At 43.1% G+C, this 17,082-nt stretch carries 14 protein-coding genes and 1 riboswitch; of the genes, 5 read left to right on the plus strand and 9 right to left on the minus strand.

Annotation, left to right across the window (positions count from 1 at the left end):
- Positions 1-3 precede the first annotated feature (3 nt).
- Complete coding sequence (locus tag TBC1_RS12765; RefSeq protein WP_062043547.1) at positions 4-1,278, minus strand: replication-associated recombination protein A; 1,275 nt, start codon at positions 1,276-1,278, stop codon at positions 4-6.
- A 312-nt stretch (positions 1,279-1,590) separates the two neighbouring features.
- On the opposite strand from TBC1_RS12765, the gene TBC1_RS12770 reads away from it, so the two are divergent.
- Entirely contained in the window at positions 1,591-1,809 is a 219-nt protein-coding gene (locus tag TBC1_RS12770) for a hypothetical protein (protein ID WP_062043550.1), read from the plus strand.
- Positions 1,810-2,072: 263 nt separating this feature from the next.
- Here TBC1_RS12770 and TBC1_RS12780 read toward each other — a convergent pair whose 3' ends face one another.
- Positions 2,073-2,480: a hypothetical protein gene (locus tag TBC1_RS12780; protein WP_062043557.1), complete on the minus strand. Its 408-nt coding sequence runs from the start codon at positions 2,478-2,480 to the stop codon at positions 2,073-2,075.
- Positions 2,481-2,720: 240 nt separating this feature from the next.
- Here TBC1_RS12780 and TBC1_RS12785 point away from each other — a divergent pair, with 240 nt between their 5' ends.
- Complete coding sequence (locus TBC1_RS12785; RefSeq protein WP_062043560.1) at positions 2,721-3,965, plus strand: DEAD/DEAH box helicase; 1,245 nt, start codon at positions 2,721-2,723, stop codon at positions 3,963-3,965.
- A 66-nt stretch (positions 3,966-4,031) separates the two neighbouring features.
- Here the strand turns inward: TBC1_RS12785 and TBC1_RS12790 are convergent, their stop codons facing one another.
- The 4 genes from TBC1_RS12790 to TBC1_RS12805 are packed head-to-tail and all read right to left on the minus strand — an operon-like array spanning position 4,032 to position 6,929.
- Positions 4,032-4,523, minus strand: coding sequence for a DUF2062 domain-containing protein (locus tag TBC1_RS12790; protein ID WP_062043563.1), 492 nt, complete (start codon positions 4,521-4,523; stop codon positions 4,032-4,034).
- On the minus strand, positions 4,520-4,837 hold the full coding sequence (locus TBC1_RS12795) for a rhodanese-like domain-containing protein (protein WP_062043566.1): 318 nt from the start codon (positions 4,835-4,837) through the stop codon (positions 4,520-4,522). Before TBC1_RS12795 ends, TBC1_RS12790 begins: the two co-directional genes overlap by 4 nt.
- Before the next feature lie 19 nt (positions 4,838-4,856).
- On the minus strand, positions 4,857-5,525 hold the full coding sequence (locus TBC1_RS12800; protein ID WP_082189627.1) for an NAD(P)H-binding protein: 669 nt from the start codon (positions 5,523-5,525) through the stop codon (positions 4,857-4,859).
- Between the two features lie 39 nt (positions 5,526-5,564).
- Positions 5,565-6,929 carry an MFS transporter gene (locus TBC1_RS12805; protein WP_062043569.1) on the minus strand — a complete coding sequence of 455 codons (1,365 nt, stop codon included), beginning with the start codon at positions 6,927-6,929 and terminating at the stop codon, positions 5,565-5,567.
- 160 nt (positions 6,930-7,089) lie between these two features.
- On the opposite strand from TBC1_RS12805, the gene TBC1_RS12810 reads away from it, so the two are divergent.
- Complete coding sequence (locus TBC1_RS12810) at positions 7,090-7,476, plus strand: DUF302 domain-containing protein (protein ID WP_062043573.1); 387 nt, start codon at positions 7,090-7,092, stop codon at positions 7,474-7,476.
- A 2-nt stretch (positions 7,477-7,478) separates the two neighbouring features.
- Here TBC1_RS12810 and TBC1_RS12815 read toward each other — a convergent pair whose 3' ends face one another.
- Together TBC1_RS12815 and TBC1_RS12820 are read right to left on the minus strand one after the other, a co-directional pair.
- Positions 7,479-8,894: a hypothetical protein gene (locus tag TBC1_RS12815; protein ID WP_062043577.1), complete on the minus strand. Its 1,416-nt coding sequence runs from the start codon at positions 8,892-8,894 to the stop codon at positions 7,479-7,481.
- A 37-nt stretch (positions 8,895-8,931) separates the two neighbouring features.
- Positions 8,932-11,502, minus strand: coding sequence for a TonB-dependent receptor (locus TBC1_RS12820; RefSeq protein ID WP_062043580.1), 2,571 nt, complete (start codon positions 11,500-11,502; stop codon positions 8,932-8,934).
- 124 nt (positions 11,503-11,626) lie between these two features.
- Positions 11,627-11,756, minus strand: a riboswitch (FMN riboswitch).
- Positions 11,757-12,243: 487 nt separating this feature from the next.
- On the opposite strand from TBC1_RS12820, the gene TBC1_RS12825 reads away from it, so the two are divergent.
- Together TBC1_RS12825 and TBC1_RS12830 are read left to right on the plus strand one after the other, a co-directional pair.
- Positions 12,244-15,180 (plus strand): PAS domain-containing hybrid sensor histidine kinase/response regulator, encoded by a 2,937-nt coding sequence (locus tag TBC1_RS12825; protein WP_062043583.1) that lies wholly within the window; start codon positions 12,244-12,246, stop codon positions 15,178-15,180.
- A 389-nt stretch (positions 15,181-15,569) separates the two neighbouring features.
- A complete protein-coding gene (locus tag TBC1_RS12830) occupies positions 15,570-16,049 on the plus strand; it encodes a hypothetical protein (RefSeq protein WP_062043586.1) in 480 nt (159 codons plus the stop codon).
- Between the two features lie 199 nt (positions 16,050-16,248).
- On the opposite strand, the gene TBC1_RS12835 is transcribed toward TBC1_RS12830, so the two are convergent.
- Entirely contained in the window at positions 16,249-17,022 is a 774-nt protein-coding gene (locus TBC1_RS12835; protein WP_062043589.1) for a class I SAM-dependent methyltransferase, read from the minus strand.
- Positions 17,023-17,082 lie beyond the last annotated feature (60 nt).

Raw genomic sequence — 17,082 nt, forward strand, 5'->3', positions numbered from 1 at the left:
TGTTTAATACTGGTATTTGTTTTTCCAGAGATTCTTCAGGTATTTTCTGATTTCTTCCTCTCTGGGATTTTTGCCCGGGTCATAGAATCTGGTTCCGGATATCTTTGAAGGAAGGAATTCCATTTCTGCGAAGTTACCTTCATAGCTGTGGGCGTAGCGATAATCGTTTCCATAGCCCAGGTTTTTCATTAAACCGGTGGGGGCATTTCTTATTGGCAGGGGAACCGGCAAATCTCCTTTACTTCTGACAACAGACAGTGCCTCCTCAATTGCCATATAGGTGGCATTGCTTTTGGGGGAACACGCCAGATAAACAGCACATTGCGAGAGGATGATCCTGCACTCGGGATATCCGGTTTTATGCACAGCATCAAAACAGGCATTGGCAAGCAGGAGGGCATTCGGATTTGCATTTCCGATATCTTCTGAGGCCAGAATCAACATCCGCCGTGCAATGAATTTCGGGTCTTCTCCCGATTCTATCATTCTTGCCAGCCAGTAGACCGCTGCATTCGGGTCGCTTCCGCGCATCGATTTGATAAATGCAGAAATGATATCGTAGTGCATTTCACCTTTTTTGTCATACATAGCAAGATTTTGCTGTATGATCTGCAGGGTGGTTTTGTTGTCTATTTCAATGATGTCATCCTGCGGGTTTTGAACCCCTGCAATTATTTCGAGGGCATTCAGCAATTTACGTGCATCTCCTCCCGATATCCTGAGCAGGGCTTCATCTTCCCTGATTCTGATATCAAGACCTGTCAGGACTCTAATTTTAGCCAACGCTTTAGTTGTAATAATTCGAAGGTCGCTTTCATCCAACGGTTTAAGAATATAAATCTGGCATCTCGAAAGAAGCGGAGAGATTACTTCAAATGAAGGATTTTCAGTGGTGGCGCCAATCAGTGTAACGATACCTTTTTCAACAGCACCCAATAGTGAGTCCTGCTGCGATTTGCTGAAGCGGTGAATCTCATCAATAAACAATAGCGCATTTTGACCTGAACTTCTGGCATTCTCAATTACTTCCCTGATGTCTTTAACGCCTGAGTTGATGGCACTCAGTGTGAAAAAGGGCTTCTTCAGTTTTCTCGAAATGATATGGGCCAGTGTAGTTTTGCCCACACCGGGAGGTCCCCAGAAAATTATGGATGGAAGAGTCCCCGATTCTACCGCTTTTCTGAGAATGCCCTCACTGCCTATCAAATGCTGCTGACCAACAAAATCATCAAAATCAACAGGACGAAGCTGCTCGGCCAGTGGAGGAAGATTAGTCATCAGGGAAAATTTAGATTGTCGCACACAAAGATAGGGCTTTGTGAATTGTCAGCGAAAAATTGGCATGAGTTCCTTCAAATTGACCTCGCCTTGAAGGAATATTTCAGTTTTTGCGAAAAATGGCATAGAATTTTGGCCGGTTTTAAGCCCATTTTAATATTATTTTAACGATTGTTAATGCCCTAACAATATAAAGTGCTGATATACAACGGTTAATATTCATTAAAAATAAATTAAATTTTTTTGTAAAAAACTTGCTTTTTAATACGGTATTTATCTATCTTTGTCACGTTTTAAAACCCAAAACAGAACATGAAAACTTTATCACAGATTTTAGTAGTTGCCGGTCTTGCAACTTTAGTTGCTTGCGGTCCCAGTGCAGAACAGTTGGCTGAGCAGGCTCGCCTCGATTCAATCCGTATCGCTGATTCAATCGCTCTCGTAGAAGCTGAAGCAGCTCGCATTCAGGATTCAATCAACGCTGCTCTTGCTGCTGACACTACCGTTGTTGAAGAGGTTGTTGTTGAATAATCTTAATGAATTTTAACAGCAAAGGAGGCCCAAAGCCTCCTTTGCTGTTTTTAAGCAAGCCGGATTTTAATAATTTTGACATTCATCCGGAATTAATTGCCGGGTATTTAGATAATTACATCGGTCTGCAGCTGTGCCTGGCAGACGTCTTGCGGACTTCTTTATTGTCGCCCGTTACAAATTTCCTGCGGGGTTCTGCTGTTTCAATTTGCTTTTCCTTAGGCTATTGGGCATAGGTGCTGTTATGTCCTTTTATCTTTTTTTTACTGTGCTTTAGATAATAGCTCTTCAACCATGATTCGAAAATTTTCAATAACATTATCATCTATCAAAAAAGATGTTTTACCAACACAACCAGATTTCTTATAAAGATAGACCTGATCTCTTTGACCTTGAAAAACAATTTTACATTTCCAGTTATTTTTCTGCACCTCAGCATCTATACTGTTACCATTTAACTCTCTAAAATCTATATTTTTTAAAAATGAGATTATTGTATCAATATCTTGTTTGGTATTAAAGATATAAATTTCAGTTTCACTATCAGGTGAAGTGAGTTCAACCTGGATTGATGTTATTTTTTCAGTATTCCACCCCTGAATTCTGTTTTGGGCTATTCCATTCATGCCTGAATAGAAAATAATTAGAAATACAAAAACTAATGCTTTCATTCTAAAATAATTTTAAGTTATAAAATAATGTTTTTCATAATGAAGATGCTTTAGCATTAGTTTTTCCATAAAAATATTTCATAAATTATTTAATAATTGGGCATAACTAATTTTATATTGCGATGTGAATAGCTGTTCCGCTCCTTCTCCGAATGAATAAAATAACCAATATTCACGCATTGCTTTTGCTTACCTTTGACAATGTTAATTTATAATTTAAATCTCTCTTTAAAAACAGATATGGAAGAACTTCCTGAAATTTCCGAATTATCATTCCGGCATTTTGGTTTTGATCAATCTATTCAAGATGGCCTTGATTCCATTGGGTTTGAGACGCCAACTCCAATCCAGGAAAAAATAATTCCTCTTATTATGCAGGGCAGGGATGTAATCGGTTGTGCTCAAACGGGGACCGGCAAAACAGCAGCATATCTCTTGCCGGTGCTTCACAGGGTTATTACTAATCCTGTAAAAGGAATCAATACAATGATTATTGCTCCAACGCGGGAGCTGGCGCTGCAGATTGCGCAGCAACTCGAGGGATTCAGTTATTTTATGAATATCAGCTCCCTGGCTATTTATGGTGGAACGGATGGAATAGAATGGGAGCAGCAAAAGCGTGCACTAACCCAGGGGGTTGATATAGTGGTTGCTACACCAGGAAAGTTGATCTCTTTTCTGAATATGGATATTGTTCCGGTCAGTAATCTTCAGCACCTGATCCTCGATGAAGCCGACCGTATGCTTGATATGGGATTTTTTGATGATATCATGCGAATCATCAGTTACCTTCCCGAAAACCGGAGTACACTGCTCTTCTCTGCAACCATGCCACCAAGAATCCGGGAATTGAGCAAACTGATTCTGAAGCATCCAGAAGAAGTGAACATTGCCATTTCTAAACCGGCGCAGGGAATCCTTCAGGTGGCCTATCTGGTTTACGAGAAGCAGAAAACACCGCTGCTTGCCTCATTAATACGGGGCCGGGATCTTCCGAGTATTCTGGTGTTTTCTTCAACCAAATCAAAAGTAAAGTCTATTGCAAAGGAACTGAAAGCAGAAGGTTTTGAAGTATCAGATATTCATTCGGATCTGGAGCAATCTGAACGTGAAAAAGTTCTTCTGAAATTCAGAAACAGGCAACTTCAGATGCTGGTAGCCACGGATGTGCTTTCACGCGGTATAGATGTTGAAAATATCAGTGTGGTCATCAATTATGATGTGCCTCACGATGCAGAAGATTATGTTCACAGGGTTGGCCGAACGGCCAGGGCTGAACAGACGGGGATCGCCATCACCTTTATCAGTGAAGATGAACAGTACCAGTTTTCCCGTATAGAAAAACTGATTGATACGGTGATCAGGAAACAAATGCCGCCGCCTGAGCTGGGGCCAGGTCCTGAATACAATCCGAAACCCGGTCAGTCCCGGCCCGGACGCAGGCAAGGTAACGGCAAAAACAGGGGAAAGAAGGGCGCCAGATAAATCCCCGGAGAATGTTAATTATTTGAATTTATTCGAATGGCGCATTTGCCGCAATGCTTTGAATGGTCAAAGATCCCTGGCATTGTCAGTATCTGCTTTTAGTTTGAGTAACAAGACAGAAGCTATTTTATTGACCAGCCAGAAAAAAGGCACTGATAGCAAAAGCCAGATCAGGAAAGCTGTAAAAATAACCTGAAAGCTGTTGTTGATGGCTCCCCACCAGTCAGCATTGAATGCGGCAATCAGGGTTTCAGGAAAATCCTGAAGCATTTCGGAATTTATCATCCGGGCAGCTGCTTTGTAAAATGGAATTGCAAGTAATATCTGCAAAGGAAAAACCGCATAATTGATAACCTGGATCAGGGCGAGATTCATTTTGAAGAGAATCGCAACAGCGGTACACAGCAGGGTAGAGCTGCCAGGCACAGGAATGATGCCTATACAGCAACCGGCAGCAATTGTCCGGGCCATCATCAGCGGACTCAGCCCCTGCAACAGAAATGCTTTTACAGGTTTAATATAACTTTCCGAAAGCAGGTTTTTAATAAATGCTTTCATACTGGCATATCCGGATCGATTTCCATGGCATATTGATATATCCCGCCCTCCAGGATGCTGAGGTCTTTTATTTTTAGCTTGTCCTTCAGATAAATATACACCTGTTCGCTTTTCATTCCATAGATACAGTAAATGATGATTTTCTTTTTCGGGTCAATTTTATTCAGCATGGAAGGCAACTGTAGCTGAGGCATCGAAACAGCGCCTGATATATGACAGGTTTCATATTTTTCAGGCTCACGTGTGTCGATCAGCATAAAGTCCGTCTTACTGTCGATCAGGACTTTGAGCTCTTTTGGTGTAATGAATTTCATGATTTTCTATGCATTGCGTTCATTTTCTGATATTTTCAATCTGATCTGATTCAAGAATATGAATTCCGTTTCCGGAAAATGCTGATATAATCATGGCCTCTGCAACTGTTGCAGCGTGAACCGGACGATACTTTTTTAACCTGCCGGATAACAGCGGACTGATCAGTTTTGCCACTGTTTTACCCCATTCTTCCATCATGCGGTATTCATGCCTGATGCCCAGCAACATAGAGGGCCTGAGGATATTCAGATTAGGGAAAGTTAATCTTTTGAGAGACTCTTCAACCTGGCCTTTGGTCCTCAGATAGAAGTTTCCGGATTTTGGACTGGCTCCGATGGACGAAACCAGACCAAAGGATTGAACATAGTTTGAAGCGGCCGCTTTTGCAATTTCAATAACCAGGTTGTGATCTGTTTCAAAAAAAATCTCTTTGGATCCGGCTTTTTTGATGGTAGTACCTATGCAACAGAAAAGATGATCACCTTTTACATGATGGGTGATTGCCTGAATGTCGGCCGGGTTAAAAGTAATCTGCCTGGTTTTTCCGGCTTTGGTTGATATCGGCTTCCTGGTAAAGAGAATGACCTCCTTATATCTGTCATCCTGCTCAAGCAGCTCGGCAACAAAGCCTCCGATAAGTCCGGTGGCGCCAAATACCAGGGCTGTTTTCAAATTGTCCTCTGACATTATCAAGGGATGTTAATGATTAATCTGTTCATATATGCTTTATTTCCTGATCTTACCCCTTTTCATGGAAAAGAAAGTGCCTGGAATACAGAGCAATGCAAATACAACAAAAGCGTATCTGATACTGGTCATAAGTCCTGCAGTGTTTTCAAGGCCTGCGCCTTTATTCCCCATGATCAGTGCGAACATCATCAGGCTGATGCCCATGCTCATGGTTTGACCGGTCAGGCGCATGGTGCCCAGCGTAGCAGAAGCAATACCATAATGTGAAGGATTTACCGAACTCATTACAGCATTGGTGTTGGGTGAAGAAAAAAGGGCAAAACCCAGCCCAAGTATTACCTGAAGCAAAATGATAAAGGTGATGCTGCTGCCGGGATTGAGAAATGAAAATGCGCCCAGTCCGATTACTGTAAGCCCCATGCCTGAAGAGGCAAGCACATATGGTTCCAGGCGGTCGCTGAGTTTGCCTGCCACAGGTGAAAGCAGCGTCATCATCACCGGTTGGGCCATAAGAATCAATCCTGTTTTTTCTGGTGAAAGCCCTTTGATTTGCTGCAGGTAAAAGCTTAGCAGGAATACAAGAGCGAAAGTCGCACTGTAATTGATAAAAGCGGCGAGGTTGGAGAAAATAAAAACCTGATTACCACTGAATGAGCTTATCTGCAGCAGCGGATCGGGTGCTTTCTTTTCGATTACTGCAAAAAGCCATAATCCAGCGATGCCGCATAAAAGAAATATAAGACCCTGCAATCCGGGCATTTTTGGGAAACCATAGATGATAAGGGCCAGGCTGAGTCCATAGATCATGCTTCCTGAAAGATCAAATGTGCCCGATACAGATAATTTACGGTCATTCTCAAGTTTTGTTGCTGCGATCGGAATTACGATGGTCGCCAGCAATCCGATCAGTGCAAAAATGCTTCTCCATCCCAGCAGGGAGGTCATCAGTCCGCCAAGCGTAGGACCAAGGCTTAGTCCTAAGTATACCGAAGCAACATTGATGCCCAGTACTTTACCTCTTTCCTCCCTGGGAAAGGAGGAAGTGAGAATGGCAATGGCTGTGGCATAAATCATTGCGCCCCCGGCGCCGTTAAAAAAACGCGAAATTATCAGCAATAACTCAGAGCCGGCCAGGGCCGATGCAAAAGCGGTAATTGCGAAAAAAACAATTCCAAGCATAAATATTTTTTTTCTGCCAAATTTGTCAGAAAGCCGGCCAAAGGGGAGAAGAAAGACAGCTGCTGAAAGCAGGTAGGATGTGGTAACCCAGCCAAGTCCGATAGTGTCCATCCCCAGGTCTTTCCCCATTGCAGGCAACGCGATGTTAATGGCGGAGCCCATGAATGGCGTCAGAAATGAAGCCAGGGTTGTAACAAACAATATGGAACGGCGGGCGCTCATCAGCAGTTTTTTTGCAAATGTATTCTAAATTGATTTTCAAACCCTGCAAGTTGTCAAGATAAGAGGGTCGAATGACGTGAGCAATGTAATTAGCAGCATTACAGAACAAATCTTTGCATGAATGGTTTAATTCTGAGGTTGTAAATAAAGATTAAAAGCTATGAGTTATTATTTTTCGACAATAATGGATTGTTCCGTTGAGGAAGCGGTTGAGAAGGTCACAGCTAAGCTGAAGGAATATGGTTTCGGGATCATCACGCAGGTGAATGTTCAGGAAACCCTTAAAGAAAAGATCGGAGTTGAATTCAGGAAATACCGCATTCTTGGGGCATGTAATCCGGCCTATGCCCACCGCGCTTTATCAGCCGAGAACAGGATTGGCCTGTTGCTGCCATGCAATGTAATTGTTTATGAAAGGGAAGATGGCAACACTGAAGTTGCGGCCATAAACCCTAAAATCAGCATGGAAAAGGTTGGTAATAAAGAGCTGTCTGATTTTTCGTGTGAAGTCACCGAAATTATGGAAAAAGTAATCAAGGCCATGTAGGTTCAATCGGTGTAACCAAAGAGCTTTTTACTTTTAATGGACTCTGCCACATAAACGGGGACGAGTTTCTCCCAGGAGGAATCTTTGTTCTGGATTCTTTCAAGTACCATAGGGGAAAATATGGAAAGATGTTTTTCGTTGATATCTTCAATGTCAAGGATTTTTCGGGCAGAAATCAGATGCCTGTATAGGTAGGCTGAATCCTCAGGGAGGTTTATATCTCCGGAATGTCTGATTTTCCCGCTTTCTTCGTCAATGGCCGGATAAACGTACATCTTCATGTTATCTGGAAAAAGTTTACCAAAGGCCTCAAGCATTCCCCCTTTCAGATTGGTATAATAGGTTTTGTCAAAAACTTTTTCCAGTGTATCAACACCTATGACTATTCTTAGTTTATTGATCCTGAATCCGGAGAAATATGCGACAAGTTTATAGAATTCCCTGAATCCGGAGACCATAACATTTTGTCCCATGCCATTGAGCAGGTCGACGCGGTCGAGGAAATCTCTTTCATCTATATTATCAACTTCCTGCGATAGCAGGTTGTGCAATGTAATTTCGCAGAAGGAGAGGGTTGTCTTCTTGTCGTAATCTTCATCGCGTTTAAAGATAGCGTAACTTGATTTCAGGATATCAATACCTGCATAAGTGATGGGCCGGAAACTTCCTCTGAAAGCAAGGACATTTTTTTTATAGAGCATATCTGCCGGTTCCTGCACCATCCCGTACCTGTCGAACATAATGGCGCTGGTCATACCATTCTTTACCAATTGAACGGCAAGCAGGCGGTTGTCGACATATGCCAACTGGGGGCCGTTCATCCTTATCATGGTAATGTCAAGGCGGTCAGGGGAAAGGTTGTCCATAAGCGATTGCAGAAAACTATTCGGCCTGTCATGGTGAAAGTAACAGGCGTAGATCAGGTTTACGCCAACTATGCCCAGCGTGTTCTGCTGCAGCAGGTTATCTCTTTCATGCAACTCCACATGAATGATCACTTCATTGGGTTCGTCCTCCTGCTTCAGTTGGAAACGGCAACCTATCCAGCCATGGCTGATATTGTCTTTCCGGTAATTGATCGTTGAAACAGTATCCGCAAAGGCAAAAAATCGTGTAGGCTTTTCTCTTTTTCCCTGCAGCACTCCGACCAGTTGATCATACTCGCACCTGAGCATTTCCTCCAGCCGCTGGCATGAAACATAGCGTTTGCTGACCTGCTGATTGCTGTATAATACATCGCTGTATTGCTTATCGTAGGCGGAGATGGTTTTCGCTATGGTTCCGCTTGCGCCGCCGGCCTGAAAAAATGCCCTTGAAACTTCCTGGCCGCCTCCGATTTCAGCAAATACCCCATAAGTCGACTGGTCGAGGTTTAAGGTCAGCGCTTTCAGGCCGGTGCTCAGAACTTGTCTTTCCATTATTTCTTCAGGCGGTTAACCAGGCTAAGATAAAGTTTTAAAACGAAATTTTCATCGATAAGTTAAACGTTCTGCCCTGAGACCAGAATCCCCTGAATGAATCAATATCATGGGTGATTCCATCTTCACCTCGCATGATGGCCTCCTTATCCAGCAGATTATAACAACTTACCGAAGCAATGGTTTTCAGGCCTGCAATTTTAAAACCATAGTTTACAAACAGGTCGGTAATGCTGTAATCGGGTATACGGTAGGGCTGCCTCCGGTCATCCGGGTTGTTACGGCCAGCCGGATCAAATTCCGCATATAATCGTCCGTGATAGAGCCAGTTAAAGTTAAGCGTTAGATCAGGAAGCAGTATCAGCTCTCCATAAATACCAGCCTGAAATTGCGGCGCGTCGCCAACTTTCAGATCTTTTGCATAAACCTCTGTGTAATCGATAAGCACCTGATTGTCATTGTATAATTCAGCCTGAACGTCGTTTTTCCAGCGCCAGTCTCCGAGCGACAGAAACGAACCAAGCATAAGGTTGCGCGATAGTTTGGCTGTTCCTTCAAATTCCAATCCTTTGTGCAAGGCGTCAAGACCCCTGATCAGCGCCCTTGTCTGGGTGTTGTTTTCAAGTTGAATATTTTCGCGGCTCAGCAATGATTTATCTTTCCATAGGGTGTAATAGGCATTGAATTTCAGGTTGACGTTGCCCCTGCCGAAATTATAGCCGGCTTCAAAAGCTTCGATGACTTCATTGCCAAGGTCCTGTACTACTGCATTGCTGAAGTTGGCAAAAACAAATTTGAAATATGGCGCCTTGGAATAATAGCCTGCGTTCAGGTAGAAATTGTGGTGATTGTCAATGCTGTAATCCAATCCGGCTTTCAGGTCATATCCTGCTTTTGAAACCAGTTCGCTTTCAGTGTTGCCGATGTAATTGATCCGGTCAGCACGTCTGAACCAGGTATTTGAAACAGTACCGGCTGCAAACGCGTTCACTTTGCCGATCCGGTATTCTGCCTGCCCGAAGTAACTTACAACATCCACCCGGGCATCGTTATCAACATTGATGATGTCGCCTACACCTTTGATCTGATTCCTGCCACCGATCCCGGCCAAAGACCATGCGTACTGATCAACCCAGAAATTTCCTCCCAGCAGATTGCTGATCTCTTCCCTGAGGTTTGATTTGAAATATCGCGAATGAATACCGGTAATGATTTTAAAATTCCCGTTCACCTCATGGTTGAGGGTTGAAAGGAGCCCGTACCATACATGACTGGCCCTGTAATTGGTAAGGATAATTTTTGAAAACCCCTTAACATATTCACCTCCTGCCAGCTGAACCGAATCGCTGTGCGTGGTATTTTGACGGTAAACGGCTTCCCAGTCAATCTGATTGTTTTTACGGAAGCCAGATGCCCCTTCGCTCATAAAAGATTCAGAAAACTTTCCGCCTCCATCGCCGAATGAAAGATATGCAGAACTTGCCAGCAGGCTCTTCTCATTGATATTCCAATAATGATTCAGCGCGAGCTGAGGTTTATGATAAAAGTTTTCGGACAGGCTTTCAATTTTTCCGTTTAAGATTCCCCAGTTTGGATTATAGCGATTACCGAATTGATCGTACTGTTGTTTGGTAAGTCCGTAAGTCCGTTGTCCATGCCTTTCGGGAGCACCCATTCCCGTAAAAACCAGCAGATGCTCCGGATTTATTTGCTTGCTGATGGAGAGAAACCAGGCCCAGGCATCAACATGGGTAGCATCAACATATCCGGGCCCGGTTGTGCGGGATCCGAGAAATGTAAGTGCATAACCTTTTTCTGTTTTTCCGGTCGAAAAACTCAGAATAGTTTTTCTGTTGCCAAAATCGGAAATGGCATGGCTTACCGATCCGCCTTTTGATGCTTCTGTGGTTTTTGTGATGATGTTAATGGTGCCACCCACCGAGTTTAATGCAACCCGTGAGGCTCCAAGACCGCGCTGAACCTGGATGCTTTGTGTCGCATCGCCCAGTCCTGCCCAGTTCGACCAGTAAACCAGTCCGTTTTCAACGCTACTGACGGGTACGCCGTTTAACAGCAATCCGAGATTCTCCTGCTGAAAACCCCTGATACTGATACGTGCATCGCCATTTCCGCCACCAAGTTTGGTGGCATATACACCCGGTGTCATTTTCATGATTTCAGGGTATTCCTGCCCGCCGATTTCCCGTTGTATCAAAGCTGTTTTTATGGTGCTGATGGCAACGGGCGTGTTGCGTTCCCGGGCATGCGATGAAATTATGCTGACCTCGTCAAGTCCGATCATATCGGGAGTCAGTTGGATATTCAAAAACTCATTTCTATCCCCGACCATAACCCCAATGCTGAAAGGCCGGTAAGAAAGGTGAGTAAATGTTAAAATCTGATTGCCTTTTTCGATCAGAAGACTGAAATAACCGTTTTGATCAGTCACTGTGCCTTTGTTTTGCCGACCAGTCTGAATTGAGACCTGTTCTATTCCTGTCCCGCTGGTATAGTCGGTGACCCTGCCTTTTAATGCAATCTGGGCGGTTGATGTCAGTTGTGAAAAGCTGATGAGAAGCGTGATAAGAGAGGTGATGAGTTGTTTCATGGTATTCTGTTGTTTGACCTGTTTTCTTTTCGCAATCCGGATAACAATACCCGAATAACAAATACTACAGGGCAGAATACCTTTATACTACCGGCAGGCATATCTATGCCTCCGGCAGCAATCTCAGATTCTTCTTCCATCCAGACTTTACTGTCGGTACCGGAATTTAACCGGTTCAGTCATTCAGCATATTTGCTGTTTGAGTCGCGGACTCTACCGCCGATCGGGAATTTCACCCTGCCCTGAAGAATTGTGCGGCAAAAGTAAAGATATTTTTTTCGGATGCAAGCAAAAAATCAAATATGCTTCAACGGTAAAAGCCCAACATAATCTGGTGACCCTGATTATGCTATAAATTATCCTTGCCATTTATAAGTGACCATGACATGGGGGTTAAACCTTGGGATATGCTGTTAATTTATTGATATACAGTTATTAAATTAGGTGTAAAGGATCAAATTATTTAAGCATTGTCAAAATTAATAGCTTTAGAAGAATTGACCGGAATCGGAATATATTTACAAATTTGTTCCCGATATATACATTATATCTTGGTTACACATATTAAGTGGCTGATAAATAGTAAGATATTTTACTAAATTAACTATATTTTCATTATCTTTATGATGAAATATACTGAAACAATAATCCGGTGTTGTTGTTGTAATTACTTGAGTTATTTGCGCTGATCCTATGTCAGGATCAACCGGATATAATATAAATATTTGATTGTTAAAGCTGATGAAAAAAACTGGTAAAGGAATAACTTCGGCGTCAGAACGGGAAGGCAGGCCTTCTTTATCAGTAAAGCCAGATGAAGCAGATCATGGATTTTCACGTGAATTTGTCACAGCGCTTATCAGTGGTTATCCTGAAGCAATTGTAATTACCGACCAGTACTTTAATATACTTTTTCATAGTAAAAAAGTCTCTGAAATAATATCGAAATCAGAAATTCAACTTATTGGCCGGCCTGTCTTCGATACTTTACTGAAGGTTCCGGCTTCAGACTTACCGGCTCTCAAGGAAAAACTGAATGATATCGGGGGGCGTGAAATTTCTATGATCATTAAACTACCTGATAACAATACTTATGCAGAAGTGCTTATTTCAACATCGGAGGATTTGTATTCAGGTTATTATACTTTTAAAATCAGGCTGCAGCAAACCGATCAACCTGAAAACAGGGCTCCTTCAGGAAATAGTTTAAATGAGACAGAGGTCAGTGATCATGAAGTAAGTATGGCCGTCGGCCAAAAGAAAATAGACAGCGGAGTTCTGTTTAACATAATTGAAGCGCTTACACATCCCTTTTATCTGATTGATATATCTTCAGGGAAGATAGTTATCAGCAATTCTGCCGCCAGAGACTTTGAGCTTTCAGTGAAAAGTTCAGGATGCAATATGCGTCATAAACCGTCATTTTGTGCCGGAGATGCTTCAGATTGTATCCATGCTGCCGTCAGGTCAGCTGGCTCCCCGGTAAGAGTAGAGCATACCTACGAAAAACTGAACGGGGAAAAAGTGATTCATGAAGTCTTTGGCTATCCGATGCCGGATGATAAAGGAAATCCCTGGTTGGTTATTCAATATTCCATTGATATCACTGAAAGAATAAAAAATGAATCTGCGCTGAATGAATATCGCGTTATCACTGAGAATCTGCTTAAAAACATTCCTGGCATGGCATTTCGCTGCCTGAACGACCGGCGCTGGACTATGGAATATGTCAGTCCCGGCTGTAAACGGCTGCTGGGCTACAGAGCTGATGAACTTACCGGGAAAGGACAGATAGAGTTCAACAGCCTTATCCTTCCCAATGACAGGGAGAGGGTGTGGGCTGAGATACAGAACGCCTTGAAACATCATAATTTTTATAGAATAGATTATCATGTTGTTACCCGTAATGGCCGGGTGAAATGGGTGCAGGAAAGCGGGCGGGCGATATACGACAGAAACGGTATCCCTGTCCGCATCGAAGGGCTGATTATGGATATTACCAACCTGAAGACCTCTGAAGAAAAACTTCAAAGAGAACTGGCTATTAATCAGGTAATTGCTTCCGCTGGTCTTGATTTGTTGCGGGGTCATACCAGGCTCCCTCAGCTTGCCCGGATGATCCAATCTCACCTGGCCAGATTTACCGGAAGCAAATTGTCTTATCTTTTAACTCATGATAAAAGTGGAAAGTTCAGGATATACTGTCATGCTGGCGGGGATGATTCTTCGGAAGGTTTACTGGTTACGCCTGAAAGGCTTAAAGAAAGCATTTTCGGGCAGTTTATGGATATTACAGAGCCAGAGATCAGGAACGATATGAACTATAAGGGAGCGCTCCCATGTATTGCCCGTCAATCGATTGACATATCAAGGTTGCTCAGCGTCCCGGCTGTGATTGACAAGCACTCGGACGCAATGATTATTCTTGCAAACAGTGACACAGCATACAGTCATGAATCAATAGCTGTTGTGCAGCGTTTCATTAACCTTTTTGCACTTGCATCGTTCAGGATGCAGGCCGAAGAAGCCCTTCGTGAAGCAAAACTTAAAGCTGAAGAGTCGGATCGCCTCAAGAGCCTTTTTCTTTCTAATATGTCGCACGACCTGCGCACCCCCATGAATGCCATTGTCGGATTTGCAGAAATGCTTCAGGATGCTGAACTCGGGCGCGATGAAAAAGACCGGTTCCTGGATGCCATCATCAAAAGTGGCGACAGTCTGCTTCATCTGGTCAATGATATCATTGATATTTCTAAAATAGAAGCCGGACAGATGCAACTGGTGTTTTCTGATTGCGATGTCAATGCCTTGATGGATGAAATTGAACTTACCTTCAGGCAGGAACTTGACCGGCAGGGTAAAACACATGTCATGTTTTATATTCAGAAGGGAATTCCGGATACTTCATTTAAGGTGCATACTGATGCCATCCGAATAAAGCAGGTGCTCTCGAATCTTATCGGTAATGCAATTAAGTTTACCGATGAAGGTTTTATTGAAACAGGTTACCGGATTGAAAGCGGTAAACTGCTTTTTTATGTCCGCGATTCCGGTATCGGGATCCCCGAAGAGTATCAGAAACTTGTGTTTGAACGCTTCGGACAGGTAAAAGAAACTGTTTCCCGCAACATCAGCGGTACAGGACTTGGATTGACTATTTCGAAGAATCTGGTTGAAATGCTGGGTGGAAAGATATGGCTGGATTCCTTTCCTGACGAAGGTTCAACGTTTTGGTTTACATTGCCCTTGAAAAAGATTCAGGCAAATACGAAATCTCAGGCAATGAAAACCTCCGGACCTCACCGGCCGGATTTGAGTGATAAGTGCATTCTTGTTGTTGAGGATGTAGATACCAATTATTTTTACATCAGCTCGTTGCTTGAAAAAATGAATGCCAGGGTAATTCGTGCCGCCAATGGCCGGCGGGCAGTCGAGATGTGCAAAGCCGATTCATCCATCAACCTGGTGCTGATGGATATTGAGTTGCCGGTGCTGAACGGGTATGAAGCCACGCGTGAAATCAAGAAACACAGACCAGGTCTGCCCGTGATTGCCCAGACGGCTTTTGCAATGGCAGGAGAGCGGGAGCGGAGCGAAGAAGCCGGTTGTGACGAGTATCTGGCCAAACCTATACGCAAGGATGATCTGATTGAAACCATCTCCAGATTTATCTCATGAAGATCTGTGCAAAGCATTTTACAGCAGGTGAAGCAGCATGAATTTTATTTGTTTCAATGAATAGAATGCAATGATCATAATTAGCTTACCTTATTTTATTTCTTTTTATATATTTGCAGTCAGATTGAAAAAAGTCTTTTTTTGAAAGCTATCTTAAAATTTATCCTGTTCTAAGGACTGATCCTGTATCAAATTTCGGATTGGTCTGTCCGGAGAATTGCTCCGGGAGGGTATTTATACCTGTTTCTTCTGTCGTTGTCATTTTTGGATAGCGTTGATTCTGATTTAGTTACTGATCCTTCAGTTGTCTGATCATATACCATAGAAAACGGGATATCTACCTGCTATCGTCAAATAAATTATCTGTCTGATTTTAAATTTATTATCAAATGAGTCTTTCGAAAAATGAAAAGGCTGCCGGCATTGTTCTGGTAGCATTATTGTTTTTGATAAGCCTGTTCAGTACCCGATTCTTTCTGGGTGAACTTAAAATGGGCTTTGCTGATTGGATTGTTTTTAGTTCTTGCAGTCCTGTTAGCTATTTATTCATATTGTTTTTCCTGGTGTTCTTTATCCGCCGGCAGTTTTGTTGGCTTGTCCTGACCACGTTGCCCGTGTATTATCTTGGGACTCTATCCATGTTTGTTTTGCCCTGGACAGGGACGTATTTATTTGCTCATGCCGGACATATAATAATGACCCTGAGTATGTTCTGGGCATTATATGTACTTGTCATTCACAGGCAGTTTAAGGCACTGGCTACGGGATTGCTGCTCAGTATCCTGCTTTTTGCTCCATACATTGCCCATGTGCAGACATACAATCAGAAACATGCCGGAAGGCTTACAACGCTGCTTGGTAATCCTTAAAAGGCATGTATCGGTTTTGGAAGTGTGTATTATGCGGCTGTCAGTTAAGTTAATCCGATAGGATACAGGGTTAAATGCGTTCATTGCCCTGAACGGGGGAGAGGCGATGCAACTGTATCGCCTCTCCGGATTTCGGTCAATCATAGAAAGAAAGGAGAATGCTTCCGGGTTCAGGTTGCAATTCTCCGGGAGGGTTTATCTATATCTTTTTACCGATATAGAATACATAGCCGTAAAAGGCTTTATACTTATCATAAAGCCGGGCTTCATGCATTTCGTTCCTGATCAGCGACGCTGCCATTGCATTGTCTTTGTACTTTTCGAGGAAATCTTTCTGCGCTGCTGCCTGCGGCACATAAAAGTTTTTCGTCCAGCAATATTCGGGAAGAATAAACGCAGCAACCGGTATATAGCCTGATTCCTGGATACATGCGACCTTATTGGGGATTGTGTCAATTTCAGGATAGGCATCCATCCAGAATTTTTCAATCTCGGCAGGTCTGTTTCCGGTGAACCATGATGCTTCAGTTACAGCTACATAGCCTCCTGTTTTAAGGAACTTTTTCCAATATTTCAGGCCTTTCTCAAATCCGATATTATAGATGGCGCCTTCCGACCAGATAAGGTCCAGCGAAGCTTCCTGAAAAGGCAGGTTGTCCATTGATCCTACCACACCCTGTATCCTGTCCTGCAGGTTAAGCTTGTTTACATTCAGGTTCAGCCGTTCAATAAACGCAGGGAAAAGGTCAATCGCGGTAATTTGCCCCGGCGCGTTCTGGGCCAGTGTTATGGTCTGGCTTCCGGTGCCGCATCCAAGGTCGGCAATGAGTGATTCATTGTTCAGGTTTTCTGTGAAGCTGAGGGCTTTCACTGTCATCTCCGCGCTTCCCGGGCCCTGACGTTCAACTCCGGAAAAGTATTCGCAGATCAGATTGATGTCAAATTCGTGAATGGATTTATTATCGTTACTCATGATTTTCAAATTAATTGTTGAAACACCTTACAGGATTTTTTGGTAAATCCTTTGGTGATT

The sequence above is a fragment of the Lentimicrobium saccharophilum genome (genome assembly GCF_001192835.1).
Lineage (GTDB): Bacteria > Bacteroidota > Bacteroidia > Bacteroidales > Lentimicrobiaceae > Lentimicrobium > Lentimicrobium saccharophilum.